At 67.1% G+C, this 15,630-nt stretch carries 14 protein-coding genes and 1 tRNA gene; 5 read left to right on the top strand and 10 right to left on the bottom strand.

From position 1 onward, the window contains the following. Positions 1–549: 549 nt before the first annotated feature. From AC0IY1_RS03270 to AC0IY1_RS03290, 5 genes are all read right to left on the bottom strand, one after another. Entirely contained in the window at positions 550–1,452 is a 903-nt protein-coding gene (locus tag AC0IY1_RS03270) for an amino acid ABC transporter substrate-binding protein (RefSeq protein ID WP_471767716.1), read from the bottom strand. 69 nt (positions 1,453–1,521) lie between these two features. Then, positions 1,522–2,799 (bottom strand): dicarboxylate/amino acid:cation symporter, encoded by a 1,278-nt coding sequence (locus AC0IY1_RS03275; RefSeq protein ID WP_471767718.1) that lies wholly within the window; start codon positions 2,797–2,799, stop codon positions 1,522–1,524. Between the two features lie 227 nt (positions 2,800–3,026). Next, complete coding sequence (eda, locus tag AC0IY1_RS03280) at positions 3,027–3,644, bottom strand: bifunctional 4-hydroxy-2-oxoglutarate aldolase/2-dehydro-3-deoxy-phosphogluconate aldolase (protein ID WP_471767721.1); 618 nt, start codon at positions 3,642–3,644, stop codon at positions 3,027–3,029. Positions 3,645–3,676: 32 nt separating this feature from the next. Beyond that, positions 3,677–5,500 carry a phosphogluconate dehydratase gene (gene edd, locus AC0IY1_RS03285; RefSeq protein ID WP_471767722.1) on the bottom strand — a complete coding sequence of 608 codons (1,824 nt, stop codon included), beginning with the start codon at positions 5,498–5,500 and terminating at the stop codon, positions 3,677–3,679. A 201-nt stretch (positions 5,501–5,701) separates the two neighbouring features. Next, the gene (locus AC0IY1_RS03290) at positions 5,702–7,180 is read right to left on the bottom strand and encodes a SulP family inorganic anion transporter (RefSeq protein WP_471767724.1); all 1,479 of its coding nucleotides are present in this window, start codon (positions 7,178–7,180) and stop codon (positions 5,702–5,704) included. 339 nt (positions 7,181–7,519) lie between these two features. On the opposite strand from AC0IY1_RS03290, the gene AC0IY1_RS03295 reads away from it, so the two are divergent. Next, positions 7,520–8,770, top strand: a complete 1,251-nt coding sequence (locus AC0IY1_RS03295) for a GGDEF domain-containing protein (protein ID WP_471767725.1) — start codon at positions 7,520–7,522, stop codon at positions 8,768–8,770. Between the two features lie 41 nt (positions 8,771–8,811). Here AC0IY1_RS03295 and AC0IY1_RS03300 read toward each other — a convergent pair whose 3' ends face one another. Further along, positions 8,812–9,438, bottom strand: a complete 627-nt coding sequence (locus tag AC0IY1_RS03300) for a L,D-transpeptidase (protein WP_471767727.1) — start codon at positions 9,436–9,438, stop codon at positions 8,812–8,814. A 75-nt stretch (positions 9,439–9,513) separates the two neighbouring features. Further along, positions 9,514–9,951, bottom strand: a complete 438-nt coding sequence (locus tag AC0IY1_RS03305; protein WP_471767729.1) for a globin family protein — start codon at positions 9,949–9,951, stop codon at positions 9,514–9,516. 122 nt (positions 9,952–10,073) lie between these two features. On the opposite strand from AC0IY1_RS03305, the gene AC0IY1_RS03310 reads away from it, so the two are divergent. Next, entirely contained in the window at positions 10,074–10,676 is a 603-nt protein-coding gene (locus AC0IY1_RS03310; RefSeq protein ID WP_471767731.1) for a hypothetical protein, read from the top strand. A 580-nt stretch (positions 10,677–11,256) separates the two neighbouring features. After that, positions 11,257–12,204, top strand: coding sequence for a DUF4336 domain-containing protein (locus AC0IY1_RS03315; protein WP_471767732.1), 948 nt, complete (start codon positions 11,257–11,259; stop codon positions 12,202–12,204). 44 nt (positions 12,205–12,248) lie between these two features. Here AC0IY1_RS03315 and AC0IY1_RS03320 read toward each other — a convergent pair. The 3 genes from AC0IY1_RS03320 to AC0IY1_RS03330 form a co-directional block, all read right to left on the bottom strand. Continuing rightward, positions 12,249–12,334: transfer RNA gene (locus AC0IY1_RS03320), tRNA-Leu, on the bottom strand. A 37-nt stretch (positions 12,335–12,371) separates the two neighbouring features. Then, positions 12,372–13,556 carry an FAD-dependent monooxygenase gene (locus tag AC0IY1_RS03325; RefSeq protein ID WP_471767734.1) on the bottom strand — a complete coding sequence of 395 codons (1,185 nt, stop codon included), beginning with the start codon at positions 13,554–13,556 and terminating at the stop codon, positions 12,372–12,374. Between the two features lie 17 nt (positions 13,557–13,573). After that, positions 13,574–13,828, bottom strand: a complete 255-nt coding sequence (locus AC0IY1_RS03330; protein WP_055956304.1) for a zinc-finger domain-containing protein — start codon at positions 13,826–13,828, stop codon at positions 13,574–13,576. A 213-nt stretch (positions 13,829–14,041) separates the two neighbouring features. Between AC0IY1_RS03330 and map the strand changes: the two genes are divergently transcribed. After that, positions 14,042–14,872 (top strand): type I methionyl aminopeptidase, encoded by an 831-nt coding sequence (map, locus tag AC0IY1_RS03335; RefSeq protein ID WP_055956307.1) that lies wholly within the window; start codon positions 14,042–14,044, stop codon positions 14,870–14,872. A 9-nt stretch (positions 14,873–14,881) separates the two neighbouring features. Beyond that, the gene (gene radC, locus AC0IY1_RS03340) at positions 14,882–15,595 is read left to right on the top strand and encodes a RadC family protein (protein ID WP_471767737.1); all 714 of its coding nucleotides are present in this window, start codon (positions 14,882–14,884) and stop codon (positions 15,593–15,595) included. Positions 15,596–15,630 lie beyond the last annotated feature (35 nt).

Raw genomic sequence — 15,630 nt, forward strand, 5'->3', positions numbered from 1 at the left:
GGGAAGGCTTACTGCGCCCGAGATCTCAGTGGATCCCGGTGTCGCGTGGCCCTTTGTTTTTAAATGACCAAGCGTTGACCGCTGGAAATTGTCTTGCTGCCCTGGCGTTGCCCCCAGCGCAGGATCACTCTGTGCGAGGCGGTTCCCGGCGGCAACTCGGAATCGTGATCGGCGTGGCGGTTCCAAGACGCTGTTGCGGCGTTGCAACGCTCCGCAGACGGCTAAGTGACTGTTTCGAGGGCAGGTTTTCAGCCTTCCCAAGGTCCATCTGAGGTCGGACCCGACGGAGTAAGACAGGGGCAAGTGCTCGAAAATACGGAATAATCCGTGACCTTTGACACATTTAGACAGCGGGGAACTCGAGGAGAATTTTTCCAAAATCCTTCGCCTCGCGCCATTCTGCGAGTCATCTTGCCCGGAATGCTGCGGATCCCTGCCTGGGACGGCCCGACTGCTGCGACACGCAGCGGACGCGTTCTCACGACGCGCACCGAATCGGGCTGAGCGACGAAGGACGTGCGCGGCCGCCGCTCGAGACTGATCGGACCGTCAATCCTGCAGGCCGATCACCTGGAAATTGGTGTGAAGCTCATCCGACATCGGCACGTTGAGGCGGATGCCGGTCGGCAGGCGCTTGAGAAACCAGCGCTCATAGAGCCAGCGCAGCTCACGGGACTCGGCGAGGCGCTGGAAGGTCGCGGCGACGAGGCCGGCGAGTTGCGGATCATCCTTGCGGAACATCAGCCCGTAGGGCTCGAACGACAGCTTGTCCGGCAGGACCGTGTAGGCGGAGCCGTCCGGCCCCGCCGCGGCGATCAGCCCATAGAGCAGGACGTCGTCGAGACCGAGGGCATCGGCCCGTCCGTCCCGGACCATCGCGAAAGATTCGGCGTGGTCGCGCCCGGTGACCACGGTGGCGGGGATGCTGAGACGGGCGAAAAGCGCACGCAGGACACCCTCGTTGGTGGTGCCCGCGGTGACCGCCACCGTCCGGCCGGCCAGATCGCGGAACGAACCGACCGGAGCACCACGCTTGACCAGGAGCTTGGTTGCGCTGAAAAAAGTGACGGGCGAGAAGGCCACCAGCTTCCGCCGCTCGGCATTCGCCGTGGTCGAGCCGCACTCGAGGTCAATCCGGCCGGAGGTCAACCCCGCGATGCGCGTCTCCGACGTCACCGGCTCGTACACGACTTTCAGATCCTTGCGCCCGAGTTCCTTGCCGATGTCATCGACGACCTCCAGGCAGAGGTCGAGGGCGTAGCCGACGGGCTGGCCGGAGGGGTCCTTGAAGGAGAATGGCAGGGAATTCTCTCGGTAGCCGAGACGGACGATGCCGGTCTCGCCGATCGTCTTCAGGGTACCGGAGAGAATGTCGATCGCCCATGCCGATCCGCCGCTCGCCAGCAATCCGATACTGGCCAAGGCCCCGATGATGGCGCGACGTGCTGACATATGAGACCTCGCCACGAAGCAGTACCCGGGGCACCGAACGTCGCCGCACGACGCCCGCGCGGCCGCTTGCTACTCGGCCGGCTCCGGCAGCGGGCTGACGTCACGGTCCAGGCGTTGGTCGGTGAGCGTCAGCTGACCCTCCCACTTGGCCACCGCCACGGTCGCCACGCTGTTGCCCAGCACATTGGTGGCCGAGCGGCCCATATCGAGGAACTGGTCGATCCCGATGATGAGGAGCAGCCCCGCTTCCGGAATCTGGAAGGTGGTCAGCGTCGCCGAGATGACCACGAGGGAGGCGCGGGGCACGCCCGCCATGCCCTTCGAGGTCACCATCAGGAGCAGGAGCATGGTGAGCTGCTGCCCGAGCGTCAGGGGGATGTTGTAGGCCTGAGCGATGAACATCACTGCGAACGTGCAGTACATCATCGACCCATCGAGATTGAAGGAATAGCCCATGGGGAGCACGAACGAGGTGATCTTGTTCGGCACGCCGAAGCGCTCGAGATTGGTCAAAGTCTTCGGATAGGCCGCCTCGCTGGAGGCGGTGGAGAAGGCCAGGAGGAAGGGCTCTTTGATCAGGTCGAGCAGGCGCTTCATCGCCGATCCGACGAGGGCGAAACCGGCCAGGGCGAGGAGACACCACAGCATCGCCAGGCTGAAGTAGAACTCCAGCATGAACTTGCCGTAAGTCACGAGCACGCCGATGCCCTGGGTTGTGATCGTGGCGGCGATGGCGGCGAAGACGGCGATCGGGGCGAAGCCCATCACGTAGCCGGTGATCTTCAGCATCACATCGGCGAGCCCCTCGATCCCCTGTGCGAGCAGCTTGCCCTTCGTACCGAGGGCTGCAAGCGCGACGCCGAAGAAGATCGAGAAGACCACGATCTGAAGGATCTCGTTGTTGGCCATCGCCTCCACTGGGCTCTTGGGCACGAGATGGGTGACGAACTCCTTGAGGGAGAGTGAGGCGGCCTTGAGATTGGTGGTGGTGCCGGCATCGGGCAGCGGTAGGTTCAGGTTGTCGCCGGGCCGCAGGATGTTGACCATCACCAGGCCAAGGAGAAGCGAGCAGAGCGAGGCGCCCACGAACCAGAGCATCGCCTTGCCGCCGACGCGTCCCACCGAGGCCGTATCGCCCATATGTGCGATGCCCACGACGAGGGTCGAGAAGACGAGCGGCGCGATGATCATCTTGATCAGACGCAGGAAGACGTCGCTGATCAGGGCGATGTATCCAGAGATCTCCTTGGAGGTCTGCGGGTCAGGCCAGGTGATGTTGCACAGGTAGCCAACGGCAATCCCGAGCAGCATCCCGATGAAGATGTACGTGGTGAGCCTGGACTGCATCGCTCTCCCCCACCGCCGCGCCTGACGGCGCTCTGCACCGGGAACCAAGCTTTTGGTTCACCTGGAACAGGTCTGCACGAGGCATGCCAGGCTTGAGGTCGCGTATCGGCCGGAGGCTGAAACTCTGGGCCGGAACGTCCCCCTCCAAGCGCTCGTCCAGTCAGGCTAGCCTTTTTCCGGCCGCAATCAAGCACGGCCTTCGGGAGTGTCGACCGGCCGGGAAATCGTCAGGCGGCCCGCAGGCGACGGGCCGCTTCGGCCGAGCGCCGGATGAGATCCGGCTCCGGAGCGCCCGGCGGAACGACCCAGCTTCCACCGACGCAGAGCACAGGCTTCAGGGCGAGCCAGTCCGGGGCGGTTGCTTCGGAGATGCCGCCGGTCGGGCAGAATCGGACCTGCCCAAAGGGACCAGCCAGCGCCTTGAGTGCCTTGATGCCGCCCGCGGCCTCGGCCGGGAAGAACTTGAACCGGTCGAGGCCGTGATCGAGCCCGCGCATGATGTCCGCCGCATTGGCGACACCCGGCAGGTAGGGCACCCCACGCGCGAGGGCGGCGCGGGTCAGTGGATCGGTCAGGCCGGGACTCACGATGAACTGTGCACCCGCCTCCATCGCCGCGTCGAGGTCGCGCGCGTTCAGGACCGTCCCGGCTCCCACCACGACGCCCTCCACCCGCGACATGGCGCGGATCACATCGAGGGCCGCGGGCGTGCGCAGGGTGACCTCCAAGGCGGTCAGGCCGCCGGCCACCAGGGCCCGGGCAATCGGTTCGGCCTGAGCGAGCTCCTCCACCACCAGCACCGGGATGACGGGAACGGAGCGCATCAGGGCATCGATGGTGGTCATGGGCAACGTCCTTGGCAGCGAGGGCGGAGAGTTCAGAGGCCGGCAGCGGCGAGCATGGCGGAGGCGCCCTGCTCGGCCCCGTCGGCTCCGTGTCGCATGAAGGCGAAGAGCTCACGCCCCGTGCCGAAGGCCGGTGGCGGCGCGGAGGCCTCTTCCCGAGCCTCCCACTCGGCCGGGTCGACGAGGACCTCCAGGGCGCCGTCCTCCGCGCTCAGGCGTACGACATCGCCATCGCGAATCCTGGCCAGCGGACCGCCCCCGAGCGCTTCGGGGCTGAGATGGATGGCCGCCGGAACCTTGCCGGAAGCGCCCGACATCCGTCCGTCGGTGACGAGGGCCACGCGCAAACCCCGATCCTGCAGAACGCCGAGCTGCGGAGTCAGCTTGTGCAATTCGGGCATGCCGTTGGCCCGGGGACCCTGGAATCGCACCACCACCACCACGTCCCGGTCGAGCTCGCCGGCCTTGAACGCGGCCATGACGTCGTCCTGATCGTCGAAGACGCGGGCCGGCGCTTCGATCGTCCAGCGTGCCGGGTCGACCGCGCTGGTCTTGAAGGTGGCCCGGCCGAGATTGCCCTTCACCAGACGCATGCCGCCGTCGGGCTGGAAGGCCTTGGCCGGGCTGCGCAGGATACTCTCGTCATGCGAGCGCTCCGGGGCATCCTCGAAGACGAGCTCGTCGTCGATCAGCTTCGGGTCGCGGGCATGGTCGCGCAGACGCGTGCCGGCCACGGTGAGGATGTCGTCGTGCAGGAGCCCGGCATCGATCAGGCTGGCGATGACGTAGGACATGCCACCGGCGGCATGGAAGTGGTTCACGTCGCCCGAGCCGTTCGGGTAGACCTTGGCCACCTGCGGCACCACGGCCGAGAGACGATCGAAATCCGCCCAGTCCAGGATGATGCCGGCTGCCCGCGCGATCGCCGGCAGGTGGATGGCGTGATTGGTCGAACCGCCCGTGGCGAGCAGACCGACGACCGCATTCACGATGGCCTTCTCGTCGATGCAGCGCCCAAGAGGCCGGTAATCGTTCCCCGAGGCGCCGATCTCGGAGAGGCGGTGTACCGCCGCCCGGGTCACGGCCTGCCGCAGCTTCGTGCCGGGGTTGATGAAGGAGGCGCCGGGAATGTGCAGGCCCATCACGTCCATCATCATCTGGTTCGAATTGGCGGTGCCGTAGAAGGTGCAGGTGCCGGCCCCGTGATAGGACGCCGACTCGCTTTCCAGCAGTTCGTCGCGGCCGACCTTGCCCTCGGCGTAGAGCTGGCGGATGCGCTGCTTCTCCTTGTTGGCCAGGCCCGATGGCATCGGGCCGGCCGGGATCAGGATCATGGGCAGGTGGCCGAAGCGGAGCGCGCCGAGGAGGAGGCCGGGCACGATCTTGTCGCAGATGCCCAGCAGGGCCGCGCCGTCGAACATGCCGTGGCTCAGGGCCACCGCAGTGGAGAGCGCGATGGTGTCACGCGAGAACAGCGACAACTCCATGCCGCGCTGGCCCTGGGTGACCCCATCACACATCGCCGGCACGCCGCCCGCGACCTGCGCGGTTGCGCCGACCTCACGGGCGAACAGCTTCATCTGCTCCGGATAGCGGCCGTAGGGCTGATGCGCCGAGAGCATGTCGTTGTAGGCGGTAACGATGGCGATGTTCATCGCTCGACCGGACTTGATGACGGCCTTGTCCTCGCCGGACGCCGCGAAGCCGTGGGCCAGGTTGCCGCAATTCAGCATCGGGCGCTGAACGCCCGAGTCGCGCTCGCGGGCGATGAGGTCGAGATAAGCCTTGCGGGTCGGTCCGGAGCGTTCGACCACGCGCGCCGTGACGGCAGCGATTTCCGGGTGAAGCGCGCTCATGGCCAGTTCCTCCTCGAATCCGGGCGATGCCTGCTGCCGGCTCGCGCCGGCTGCGGCGCCCGGCGCCAGTATCAACCTAACGCGCCGGCGCGACAGCCGAGCGATAGCGGGGCCTGATCGCAATCCGACCCACGCGCCGTCAATGGCATCCGGGCTCCGGCCTGGCCAGTTCCGCCTGCAGGTTGCGGGCCAGGCCGTCCGTCAATGACTGCCTGCCGCGAGGGCTGCGCCGGGCTTCTGGTGGGTGCCCAGGCGCTCGACCATCGTGGCGGTCGCGGCGTTCATGCCGACGATCTCCACCGCCACACCGTGGTGGCGGTACTTGAGCACCACGCGGTCGAGGGCGTTGACCCCGCTGATATCCCAGAAGTGGGCCGCTGTGAGGTCGAGAACGATCCCCGCCAGACCGGCCTCGCGAAAATCGAACGCGCCGTGGAAGGCTTCCGCCGTCGCAAAGAAGATCTGCCCGGTCACCCGATAAGTCCGCACCGCGCCGGTCCGCTCGGAAGCCACGGAGAAGTAGCGCGTCACCTTGTGAGCGAAGAACAGGCCGCTGAGAACCACCCCGAACAGCACGCCCTTGGCGAGGTCGTGCGTTGCCACAACCACGGCCACGGTCCCCACCATCACGACGCTCGAACTTTTCGGATGCGTCACGAGCGTTCGCAGGGAGCCCCATTGGAAGGTGTTGATCGACACCATGATCATCACCGCCACCAAAGCCGCCATGGGAATCTGTGCCACGTAGGGGCCGAGGACGACGATGAGGAAGAGCAGGAATACCCCGGCCCAGAGCGTGGAGAGCCGGCCCCGGCCGCCGGACGAGACGTTGATCACCGATTGTCCGATCATGGCGCAGCCCGCCATCCCGCCGAACAGGCCGGCGCCGATATTGGCAAACCCCTGGCCGGCACATTCACGGTTCTTCTCGGACCCCGTATCGGTCATCTCGTCGAGGATCGCCGCCGTCATCAGGCTCTCCAGCAGGCCGACCATGGTCAGCGTCAGCGCGTAGGGCAGGATGATCCGCAGGGTCTCCCAGGTGAAGGGGACCTGCGGCAGGGCGAAGACCGGCAACTCGGTGGGGAGAGCCCCCATATCGCCGACCTTGTGAATCGGCAGGCCCATGACCATCGAGAACGCCGTCAGGACGAGGATCGTGATGAGCGGCGATGGCACCGCCTTGGTCAGGTAGGGCAACCCGTAGATCAGGCCGAGGCCGACCGCCGTCATCAGGTAGACGCTGGTCCCCTGCCCGATCAGCTCGGGCATCTGCGCAAGGAAGATCAGGATCGCCAGCGCATTCACGAATCCGGTCACCACGGAGCGCGAGACGAAGCGCATGAGATTTCCAAGACGCAGGAGACCGGCCGCGATCTGCAGCAGCCCGGTCAGGATCGTCGCGGCGAAGAGGTAGCCAACGCCATGCTCCTTCACCAGCGTCACCATCACCAGGGCCATAGCCCCGGTCGCGGCTGAGATCATCGCCGGCCGTCCCCCCGCAAAGGCGGTGATGACCGCGATGCAGAACGACGCGTAGAGGCCGACCTTCGGGTCCACACCGGCGATGAGCGAGAAGGCGATCGCCTCCGGGATCAGGGCCAGGGCAACCACGGTGCCGGCCAGGATTTCACGCGTGATATTGGGAGCCCACTGGCTCCGCAGGTTGGTCAGGGTCATGGAAACGGGAGATCCAATCGTTCCCGCGCGCGGTCGGCGGCCGGGAAGCGAGACAGGGAATTCGACACAGGCCTCCCGACACGCGTCGAGGAATGGCCACGATGGAGCCTGAACGGAAGGCAGGCGCCGAGGAGAGCGGAGCTACGGCGGCGTGGGCCGTGCGTACAATCTGGCTCGATCCTTCAGCATGCGCTGGGTCTTAACAGGATCAGGCCGCGATGCAATGCGACCCGTGGCGGCGATGCGGAGGACCGGGGCTGCGAGCGGCCCGTGGAAGTCGTTTACGCGCGTGCAAGCAGGACGCGTATAAACTCCCGGGATCGCTGGTGAACGAGCCCCATGCCCGAATCGAAACCCAGCCTGATCGAGGCTGCACGCCACAGGCCCTGGTATCGCCTGCGCCTGCCTGAAGACCTCGAAGCACAGTTCTCCGAGACGATCCGCTGCTCTCGGGCGACTTACCTCCAGTCTTGGATCCTGATCTTCATCGTCTTCAATGTTCTGTCGCTGAAGATGGATTTCGACCTGTTCGGTCCCGAGCAGTTCACGGTTCCGGCTTTCCTGACCTTGGGCGTGTTCCTGCCGGCGGGGCTGATGGCGATTGCCGGCCTGCACGGCATCACCACAGCCCGGCGCCAAGCCGGGATCGTCACCGGGATCGCGCTGCTGGACATGGTGATCGTCCTGAACAGCGCCCGGATCGCACCGCAGCCCCATGCGGGTACCTACCTCATCCTCGCGGTGATCGTCCCAATGGTGGTGGGCATGATCGCGCCGCTCTCCTTCCGGCACAGCCTCGTCCTCTGCGGAAGCGCATTCGGTCTCTACGCGGTCTACATCGTCGGATTTGTTCTTCCGCGCAGCGAAGCGATCGGGCTGCCGCTGTTGATCGCCAGCCTCACCCTCGTGCCGCTCAAGCTCGCTTATTCGCGCGAGTGGACCTGCAGGGAGGCCTTTCTGCTGACGTTGGAGAAATCGGCGCGCGACAGGGACCTTGCAGATGCCAATGCGCGGCTGACGATCCTGTCGGAGACCGACAGCCTGACCGGACTTCGCAATCGGCGCAGCGCCGCGACGCAATTGCAAACCCTCTGGGCCGAGGCCTGCGCGGGCAGCACCTGGGCCGTGCTGATGCTGATCGATATCGATGCCTTCAAGCGCCTGAACGATACCGCAGGCCATCCCGAAGGCGACCGCTGCCTGAGACAGGTCGCCCAGGCGCTCGCTGCGACGGCGGATCGCCACGGCGGGCAAGTGGCGCGCTACGGCGGCGAGGAGTTCATCGTTTTCCTCGCGGGGGCAGACCCTTCGGCCGCCGGGCGGATCGGCGAGAGCTTGCGCCTGGCGGTCCAGGCCCTGGCCTATCCCCATCCGGGCCTCTGCGACGGGGCTCACGTCACCGTCAGCATCGGCGTGGCCACGGCGCATGGAAGCCTCGGATCCCTTGCGATCGCTTCCGCCGATCTCCTCAAGGCGGCGGACGATGCTCTCTACCGGGCCAAGCACGGCGGCCGGAATCGGGTCGAGTCCGCGACCCTGGCACCTGAATCGGCCAATTTCGACGGGGTGCGGGCCAGCGCATTCGGCTAACCGCTCCGCTGCGGCGGAGGACGGCGCCGGCTTCGATCCGCCTAATAGAAATCGTCACCCACGAAATAGGCGTCACCGTCGCCGGCCGGATCCCGAACTTCGTAGACGGGGGCCCGACGCGGGACCGATCGCACCGCGGCCGCCCGATAGGCCCCGTACGGCTCGCGTCCCATCTGCATGCCGGCCGACATCACGCCGACGTCGTCGCCGCGACGCCGCCGCGAGGCCATCACGGAACTGCCCTCGATGACCACCCGGGTCTTACCCATGCCCTGAGCCTTGACCAGGCTGAACAGGGTCGCTGCATTCTTCGGGGCGAGCCGAACACAGCCATGGGACGCCGCGCTGCCGAGGCGACGGGTGTGATTGGTCCCGTGAATTGCGTGGCCCTGCCCGGTGAAGAAGATTGCGTTCGGCATCGGTGCGTCGTCAAACTCGCGCGAAAAGTGCGTGCGCTCCATCCGGAACGGCCGATGGGCTCCGCCGGGTGTGTCGTAACCGTCCGCGCCCGTCGAGACCGGCCAGTCGTAGCGGGGCTGGCCGTCGACGGTGACGGTCATGCGTTGCGCGTCCTTGTCGACGGCGATCAAGACCTCGGCCCAGGCGGGACAGACCAAAACCGTCGCCAGGGTCAATCCGGAGACAAGGGACGTCAGGCGGGCACGCATCGGGGTCCTCGGAAAACACGAACGAATCTGGAACGCCTACGCTTGCCGCGCGCGTTGGTTCCAGCGCCGCGCAGATCAAGCGTCCGCGGTGGGATCGGGCCGCCGAACCTCGGCAGCGGCCGACTTCATCACGTTTGCCACGAGCGTATAGGTTTCCACCCAGGCCTCCCGCACCGCGGGCGTGAAATCTGGGCCCAGGCCCTGCTCCAGCGTCCAGAGCAGGGCGGCGCCCACGGGTTCGTAATGCGCGGCCTGCGTTCCGAACGAGACGTGCTGTCGGCCCAGCGTCTGCAGCGCCGGCACCACCATCTCGGGCTTGTGCAGGTTGGTGACCGCAAGACCCAGCATCGCCATGAGTTTTTTCTTCTGTTCACGCATGTCATCCGGAAACATCGTCCGAACCTGCGGGGCGATTTCGAACAGACGTCCGTAGAAGAGATCTGCCGCAGTGTCAGCGATCGGCCGAACCTTGGCGAAACTGTCCTGGACGAGGACAACTTGTTCCGGGGTCATGCGGGGCTCTGAGCAGGAGGAAGGGACTGCGGCGCGAACGGCGTGCGTGACGCGCGAATGCGCCCACCGTTTTTGCCCTGGCAGCGATATCCCACAAGAGGGAATCCTATCCGAGCGTTCGAATGGCGCGATTCGTCCGGCGGGATACCAAGCGACGCCCCCAAGAGCATCTGAACGGCGGCTGCCGACACGCTTCAGCTTGGGTGCAGCGCCGCTTCGGCATTCTCCTTCTCGGCAACCGGGACAAGACCGGATGGGCTGCCGAGACCGCGCACGATGCCGGCCTCCTCGATGAACACAGGGGATGGGCGATGAAGACGTTGGCAGCTTTGACGGCCGTTGCGCTCGTGGCGATGGGAACATTCGGAGCACCCGAGGCGCAGGCCCGCGGTCAGGGTGGCGCTCTCTTGGCCGGTGTCATTGGGGGGCTCGCGGCCGGCGCGCTTCTGGGAGGCGCCATCTCTGAGGCTCGCGACGCTCCTGCCTACGGCGACGGCTATGGACGTCCCGAATCCCGCTATGTCGACGACGATGCGGGTCCCGTCCTGCCCTACCGCCGGGCACCGGTGGTCGGCGAGTCCGCGTACGACGCCGTCTCGGTCTATCGCAGCCCGCGGGCGGTAATCCGACCCTATGGTGAGGGATTCGGCGGATACGCCTATCGCCGCGCCGGGTACGGGTATCGGCCGGATTGCGACCGTCCCTACGGCCCTCGCGGCTGGTAGTCGGATCCCTCACCGAGGCCGGCCGGGCAGGCTGGACGGCCTCTTCCTTAATCCGTCATCACACAAGCCGGCGCAACCGTCTCTGCCGACTCGCGTTAGCACTATTCGCGGGTAGATCGACTATCCGTCAGCGAACGGCGCCGTAGCCGACTGTTGAGATGCATTTCGACTACCCATATTTCTGCTTTCCTCGTCCTGACAATTGCAACCGAACACCTTTTCGTGTCGGCGTCGATCGCGCATTGGCCCTCTCGTTTCCGCCCCAGATCGACGAAGACCTTCCTGATCGACTGGCGGACGCCCTGGAAGCACTGATTGCGGTCCTCCGGCATCCGCACGATGCGGGCAGCCGATCGCGACCGAATTAGCGTTCGGGCGACGCCGACGGCTTGCCGCCATGCGCGGTGACGCTCATCACGGCCGCCTGCCGCAGATGAGAGACCGTGCCACGGTACGGTGCCCGCCCCTTCGAATCACCAGACCTGTCGGCAAGTTTGGGGAGCCGTGTCCTTCATACCGCGGCTGGCTGGCAGGTGGCGCGACGACATTGCATCCCGCCGTCCGCAAACGACCGCCGTGATTGTGCACGACGGACGGACCTTCGGGTTCCGCCCCGGCGTTCTCCCGGGTGTTCGTCGTCGATGCGGAGTACCGGATTTTGGCGCATGACCTGAGCTACCCGCCCCTCAATCAGCCCAAGGAGGTGGCGGACGGCGTCTGGATCGTCGACGCGGCGCCAATCCACGCGGGCGGCATTCCCCTTCCCCTCCGAATGACGGTGCTGCGACTGAGCGGCGGCGAGCTGCTGCTCCATTCGCCCGTTCCGTACCACCCGGGCCTTCAGCGCGCCGTGGAAAGCCTTGGGCGCATCGGGCACCTCGTGGCGCCGAGCATCGGTCATTGGCTGTTCCTGAAGGACTGGCAAGCCGCCTGCCCCAACGCGATCACCTGGGCCGTGCCCGGCCTGGAAGACCGGAGCCAGGTGCGCCGATCAGGCCTCGCGATCGATGCGGAATTGTCGGACCGGCCACCCCGCGTCTGGGCGAACGAGATCGATCAGGTCCTCGTCGCTGGCCCCGTGTTCAAGGAAATCTGCCTGTTCCATCGTCCGAGTCGGACGCTTCTGCTCACGGACCTGATCATCAACCTCGAGGGCGACCTCCTGCCGGTCTTCGCGCGCCCCCTGGCCCGCCTGCTCGGCATCGTTGCGCCCGAGGGTCGGGCGCCCCTTTATATGCGGCTTCTCCTGCGCCTGAACCATCGGGACACGGTCCGGGCTGCACAGCGCCTCGTCGCTTTCAATCCGGACCGGGTGATCTTCGCCCACGGCCATTGGTTCGACCGCGATGCCGCCGGCGAACTCCGGCGCTCGCTCGCCTGGATCCTGGACGGACAAAGCGCCTCGCCCCGGCTGTCTACGGCCAGCGCAACGACCACCCGAGCGCCACTGCGTTCGACGGCGCTGGCGGGCCTGGCCCTCGTGGGTGTCTGGGGGCTGTTCACCTATCTCCGCCGGTCGCGGCGCTGATCGGCGCGGCGATCCGACAGGGGGCGGGACGCGAGCGACAGGATTGGTGCGGACGGCGGGACTCGAACCCGCACAGCCAAAGGCCGCAAGATTTTAAGTCTCGTGCGTCTACCGGTTTCGCCACGTCCGCATGCCGACATCAGCGGTAGCGGGGCGGCCTCCGCAGATCAAGGCGTCCAGCCGTAGAGCCAGGCGTAGCGGCGGTTCATCCCGTCCGGACCGAGGCGGCGCATGACGGCGTTGCGGATTGTCCCCACGAGGGGACCCGCATGATAGGTGCGGCCATTGGCGCGGGCAGCCCGGCGCACGCGGCGCACCCGCGCGCGTCGCACCGCATCGTATCGGTCCAGGGCAGCACCGAGGTCGGTACCGTCCGCGCCCAGTTCCCTGGCGAGGATCGCCGCATCCTCGATCGCAAGGGCGGCTCCCTGTGCCAGGAAAGGCAGGATCGGGTGGGCGGCGTCCCCGATCAGGGCGAGGCGTCCGCGCGCCATCGGACGCGCGGCACCCCGATCCTCCAGCGACCAGACCAGCCAGGAATCCGGCACGGCCAGGAGGGCCGCGAGGGGCGCGGCCGCATCGCGGAAGCGGGCGCGCAGCACGGCGGGCTCACCGAGCTGACCCCATCCCTCGCTGCCTTTCCGCTCCGGGATGACCGCGACGACGTTGACGTGTTGCCCCCCGCGGATCGGGTAATGCACCACGTGGCGCGCCGGTCCGAGCCACAGGCCCGTGGTCTCACCGGAGAGTTCGGGCGGCAGGGCTTCCCGCGGAACGATGGCCCGCCACGCCGCGGCACGGCCGGACCGCAGCTCCTTCCCGTCGAGGTGGCTGCGCAGGCGGGAGCGTACGCCGTCGGCTCCGATGACGAGGTCGGCGGAAAACCGATCGGTCCGCGTGCCCGTCCCGCTCTCCAGCGTCAGGTCGATCCCGTCCGGGCGCTCCGCCAGACCGGTCACGTCCCGTCCCACCAGGAGGCGGATCCCGGGCCGGCCGCGCACCGCGTCGAGGAGCAGGGTCTGAAGGTCGGCCCGGTGGATGACGTAGTAGGGGGCGCCGAAGCGCTCGCGCAGATTGGCTCCGAGCGCGACGCCGCCGATGACAGCGCCGCTCGTCAGGGCCCGCACCACCACCGCCGGCGGCTCGCTCGCCGCGCGGCGCAGGGCGGCGCCGAGCCCGAGGCCGATCAATACCCGGCTGGCATTCGGGGAGAGCTGGATCCCGGCACCGACTTCGCTGAAGCCTGTGCGGCGCTCGATGAGGGTGACGGCATGGCCGGCGGCATCGAGGGTGAGCGCGGCCGTGAGGCCGCCGATGCCCGCGCCGACGATGGCGATGTTCAGGGCCGGCACGGAGCCGCTTCGCCGAATCAGGCGGCGGCCGAAGTCCGGTCGTCCCAGACACAGATCGCCGGGTCGGCGTTTCCAGCAGCCAGGGTCGGGCGATAGCGGAACAGCGTCGAGCAATACTGGCAGATGGTCTCGTCGTCCGTGCCCATATCGAGGAAGATGTGCGGATGATCGAAGGGCGGCTTCGCCCCGATGCACATGAACTCTTTTGAGCCGACGTGAATCACCGCCACGCCGGGCTCGTTGTGGAAATGCGGGACCGCCTTGTCAGCCATCGCCTTGTCCTGCTTGCCGGCCCGCCGGAGACCCGTCCTCATGGAAGGATCGTCCTCGTGCGGGCATCCGTGTTGTCGGGGTCTGCCGGGACCCGTCTCTAGCCTCTCCCCCGGCGCAAGCCTAGTGCAGTGCGCGCGAAGGGTTGGCCTCGCGCGCACGTCACCGTACATAGGGTCAGGCCCTGCCCCGGTTCCCTTCCGCGAAACGTCCCCATGACCCAGAACGAACAGGCCGTCTCCGAGAGCGGACGCCGCGCACCCCAACCGCCGATCCATGGACCGGAGGCCTTCGAGGGCATGCGCAAGGCCGGCCGTCTGACCGCGGAGGCCCTGGATCTGCTGATGGAGGCCACCGCCCCCGGCGTCACGACGGACCATCTCGACAAGCTCGCCTACACCTTCGCGATGGACCACGGCGCCTACCCGGCCTCGCTGCTCTACCGCGGCTACCCGAAGTCGATCTGCACCTCGATCAACCACGTGGTCTGCCACGGCATCCCGAACGACAAGCCCCTGCGGGACGGTGACATCGTCAACCTCGACATCTGCCTCATCGTCGACGGCTGGCACGGCGATTCGAGCCGGATGGCCTATGTCGGCGAGGTGCCGCGCAAGGCCCAGCGCCTGTGCGAGATCACCCACGAGTGCTTGATGCGCGGCATCGCGGCGATCAAGCCGGGCGGCTCCACCACGGATATCGGCCGCGCCATCCAGGCCTATGCCGAGGCGGAACGCTGCTCGGTCGTGCGCGACTTCTGCGGCCACGGCCTCGGGCGCACCTACCACGATGCCCCGACCATCCTGCACTACGTCGAGCCGAGTTACGACGTGAAGTTCCAACCCGGCCAGTTCTTCACCGTGGAGCCCATGATCAATCTCGGCCGTCCGGCGGTGAAGGTCCTCTCTGACGGCTGGACCGCGGTGACCCGTGACCGCTCGCTCTCGGCGCAGTTCGAGCACACTGTGGCGGTGACGGAGACGGGGGCGGAGATCTTCACCCTCTCGCCGAAGGGTTTGCACCAGCCCGCGCCGACGGCCGGCTGACGTCGAACCATGACCACGCGGCCGCCGTCCACGCCTGACCCGTCGGACGGCGAGCCGCATTACCTCGGCCATCGTGATCGCCTGCGCGCCCGGTTCGCCCAGGGCGGAGCCGATGCGCTTCCGGACTACGAACTGCTCGAACTCGCCCTCTTCCGGGCCATTCCCCGCCGGGACGTGAAGCCCCTGGCCAAGGCCCTGATCCGGCGCTTCGGCAGCTTTGCCGAGGTGGTAAGCGCCGAGCCCGCGCGCCTTGCTGAAATTGAAGGCATTGGCCCCGGGGTCATCGCCGACCTGAAGCTCATTGAAGCGGCAGGACATCGGCTGGCGCGCGGGGCGATCGCCGGTCGGCCCCTGCTCTCCTCCTGGAGCGCCGTGCTCGAATATTGCCGCGCCACCATGGCCTTCGCGGCGCGCGAGCAGTTTCGCGTGCTGTTCCTCGACCGGCGCAACCACCTCATCGCCGACGAGGTCCAGGGGCGGGGAACCGTCGACCACACGCCGGTCTATCCGCGCGAGGTGGCGCGCCGCGCCCTCGAGCTCTCGGCCACCGCCATCATCCTGGCTCACAATCATCCCTCGGGCGACCCGACCCCTTCGGCCACCGATATCCGGATGACCCGCGAGCTCATCGGCGTCCTGGACCCCCTCGGCATCCTGATCCACGATCACATCATCCTGGGTCGGGAGGGTCACGCCAGCTTCAAGGGCTTGAAGTTGATCTGAACGTGCTACCGTACACGCAAGGGCGGTGGGCGCGG

It is taken from the genome of Methylobacterium sp. AC690, from assembly GCF_979256535.1.

Bases quoted from the DNA above. Each gene is read 5' to 3' on its own strand.
- AC0IY1_RS03305 (WP_471767729.1), bottom strand. From the start codon at position 9,951: ATGACCCCGGAACAAGTTGTCCTCGTCCAGGACAGTTTCGCCAAGGTT.
- radC (WP_471767737.1), top strand. From the start codon at position 14,882: ATGACCACGCGGCCGCCGTCCACGCCTGACCCGTCGGACGGCGAGCCG.
- map (WP_055956307.1), top strand. From the start codon at position 14,042: ATGACCCAGAACGAACAGGCCGTCTCCGAGAGCGGACGCCGCGCACCC.
- AC0IY1_RS03330 (WP_055956304.1), bottom strand. From the start codon at position 13,828: ATGGCTGACAAGGCGGTCCCGCATTTCCACAACGAGCCCGGCGTGGCG.
- AC0IY1_RS03310 (WP_471767731.1), top strand. From the start codon at position 10,074: ATGGCGCGATTCGTCCGGCGGGATACCAAGCGACGCCCCCAAGAGCAT.
- AC0IY1_RS03295 (WP_471767725.1), top strand. From the start codon at position 7,520: ATGCCCGAATCGAAACCCAGCCTGATCGAGGCTGCACGCCACAGGCCC.
- AC0IY1_RS03300 (WP_471767727.1), bottom strand. From the start codon at position 9,438: ATGCGTGCCCGCCTGACGTCCCTTGTCTCCGGATTGACCCTGGCGACG.
- eda (WP_471767721.1), bottom strand. From the start codon at position 3,644: ATGACCACCATCGATGCCCTGATGCGCTCCGTTCCCGTCATCCCGGTG.
- AC0IY1_RS03270 (WP_471767716.1), bottom strand. From the start codon at position 1,452: ATGTCAGCACGTCGCGCCATCATCGGGGCCTTGGCCAGTATCGGATTG.
- AC0IY1_RS03290 (WP_471767724.1), bottom strand. From the start codon at position 7,180: ATGACCCTGACCAACCTGCGGAGCCAGTGGGCTCCCAATATCACGCGT.
- edd (WP_471767722.1), bottom strand. From the start codon at position 5,500: ATGAGCGCGCTTCACCCGGAAATCGCTGCCGTCACGGCGCGCGTGGTC.
- AC0IY1_RS03275 (WP_471767718.1), bottom strand. From the start codon at position 2,799: ATGCAGTCCAGGCTCACCACGTACATCTTCATCGGGATGCTGCTCGGG.